Origin of the sequence: Sphingomonas sp. (assembly GCF_051962185.1) — a bacterium.
In the GTDB taxonomy this organism is placed as follows: Bacteria; Pseudomonadota; Alphaproteobacteria; order Sphingomonadales; family Sphingomonadaceae; genus Sphingomonas.
The window spans coordinates 1-2147 of sequence record NZ_JBQCCN010000109.1; the positions used below are offsets into that span (position 1 = coordinate 1).

The 2147-nt window shown below is 66.5% G+C and carries 4 protein-coding genes; all 4 read left to right on the forward strand.

The annotated features are described in order from the left end of the window. Positions 1–147 (forward strand): copper chaperone PCu(A)C (locus tag ACTHJR_RS06380; RefSeq protein ID WP_440522292.1); only part of this gene is annotated, 147 nt, incomplete at its 5' end. 10 nt (positions 148–157) lie between these two features. After that, positions 158–649, forward strand: coding sequence for a vgr related protein (locus ACTHJR_RS06385; RefSeq protein ID WP_440522289.1), 492 nt, complete (start codon positions 158–160; stop codon positions 647–649). Positions 650–863: 214 nt separating this feature from the next. Further along, positions 864–1364: a PH domain-containing protein gene (locus tag ACTHJR_RS06390; RefSeq protein ID WP_440522290.1), complete on the forward strand. Its 501-nt coding sequence runs from the start codon at positions 864–866 to the stop codon at positions 1362–1364. Positions 1365–1435: 71 nt separating this feature from the next. Beyond that, the coding region (locus ACTHJR_RS06395; RefSeq protein WP_440522291.1) for an energy transducer TonB at positions 1436–2147 on the forward strand (712 nt) is incomplete at its 3' end.

Below are 2147 nucleotides of genomic sequence, written 5' to 3' on the forward strand. Positions count from 1 at the left end.
TTCGCGCCGGGCGGCAAGCACGTCATGCTCTACGGCCTCAAGGCGCAGGCGGGCGGGACGGTGCCGCTGACCTTCACCTTCGCCGACGGTGCGAAGATCACCGCCCAGGCCAAGGTCGTCGGCGCCGGCGACTCCGCGCCCGAATGATGCGGCACGCATGAGCCGGCAGGTGCGACCGCTGACCGCAGGCGAGATCGACCTCGCGCGGTCGGTGTTCGGCAACGCGATCGATTATGCGACGGTCCGCGTGGTGCTGGGCAAATGGGCGTTCTTCCAGCCCAAGGATGTGGTGATGAGCCCGCGCGGGCGGATCCATTTCCATCCGCACGGCACCGCCTATCGCGACGATTTCAGCCATGCCGAACTGGGCGAACAAGGCCTGTTCGTGCATGAGATGGTACATATCTGGCAGCATCAATCGGGCATCTTCCTACCGCTCCGCCGCGTGCCCTGGGCGCGGTACGATTATGCGGTGAAACCGGGCTGGGATTTGCGCAAATATGGGCTCGAGCAGCAGGCCGAGATCGTGCGGCATGCCTTCCTGCTGGGACACAACGCATTGATCGCGGGCGCGCCGCCCTTGCAGCAATTGAAGACGATCCTGCCGTTTCGGCCGGAGGTTGCCGTGCATGAGGCGCAGCACGGCTAGCGCGATATCCGTCGTCACCCCGGCCGCTTCGTCGTCGCCTTCGGCGGCGCTCGGGACAAGCTCGGGACGGGGTCCACCGGGAAGCAGGCTCGAAACGACAGGCCCGATGGTTTGCGCCTGAGCCACGGTGGATGCCGGGACGAGCCCGGCATGAACGACTGCTCTAGCCTATCCCTCCAACCGCGCTAAACTCCCGCGACCCGGAGGGAATGCCATGTCACAGACGCTCGACCGTTTCCGTTCCTCGACCCTGGGATGGCTGCGCGGCACGCTGGCGGGCTGGGGGACGTTGCTGCTGGTGCCGATCGGCGCGGTCGGCGCGCTGGTCACCGGCAGCTATTTTCCGCTCGCGTTCATCGCGCTGGCGGCGGCGATCGCTCTGGTGAAATGGTTCCAGAACCTCGCCACCACCTTCGAGGTGACCCCGGACCGGCTGATCCTGCATCGCGGGGTGTTCAACAAGTCGATCGACGAGATCGAGCTTTACCGGATCAAGGACATCCGCATCGACTTCTCGCTGATCAATCAAATGGCCGGCGTCGGCACCATCACCTTGATGTCGAGCGACGAGACCACGCGCGGTAAACCGTTCGTGATGCGTTGCATCGAGCGAGCGCAGGCGCGGCGCGAGAAACTGCGTGACCTGATCAATGCCGCGCGGCGCGCCCGCGGCGTGCGCGAATTCGACATGGTGCAGGAAGCGACCATGCCCTGACGGGCGACCTGTCCAGGCAACCGGACCGGACAGCGCGCGTTCAGCCGATCGCGTGCATGATCCGCCCGACGATGAACATTGCTGTGACCCCCGAACGCCTCAAGGGCATGATCGGCGCCGGCGTGGTGCAAGCGGCGATCCTGTATCTGCTGGTCGCCGGGCTGGCGGTGAATCTCCCCGGCATCGGCACGATGAAGAACGATCTGGTCGCCTTCTTGCCGACACCGCCGCCGCCCGAGGTCCGGATCGAGACCCAGCCCAAGCCGAGCCACAAGACCGAAGGCAAGGCCGCGCCGCCCAACATCAAGTCGAAAGCGACCGAGGTCACCGCGCCGCCGGTGCCGCCGCTCCCTATCCCGCCGCCGCCGATTGTCGCTGCGGAAAAGCCCTTTCAGGGCAATCAGTCGACCCAGGGTGCCGCTCCAGTCGCCGGCCCGGGCACCGGGGCCGGCGGCGTCGGGAACGGCACGGGTAGCGGCGGTGAAGGCGATGGGGACGGCGACGGCTACGGCCGCGAGATCGCGCCGCGCTACAAGAGCGGGCGGCTCAAATCCTCCGACATCCCCGAATCCGCCTGGGAATCGGGGGTCGAGGGTACCGTCGCGGTCCGCTATTTCGTCAATGTCGACGGCAGCGTCAGTGGCTGCCAGGTGACGCGGTCGAGCGGCTATGCGCTGCTCGACAACACCACGTGCCGGCTGATCGAGCAGCGTTTCCGCTACAGGCCCTCGCTCGACGAGGACGGCACGCCGATCCGCTCGATCATCGTCGAGAAGCACACCT

Coding starts and splice junctions, on each gene's coding strand:
- ACTHJR_RS06385 (WP_440522289.1), top strand. CDS start 158: ATGAGCCGGCAGGTGCGACCGCTGACCGCAGGCGAGATCGACCTCGCG.
- ACTHJR_RS06390 (WP_440522290.1), top strand. CDS start 864: ATGTCACAGACGCTCGACCGTTTCCGTTCCTCGACCCTGGGATGGCTG.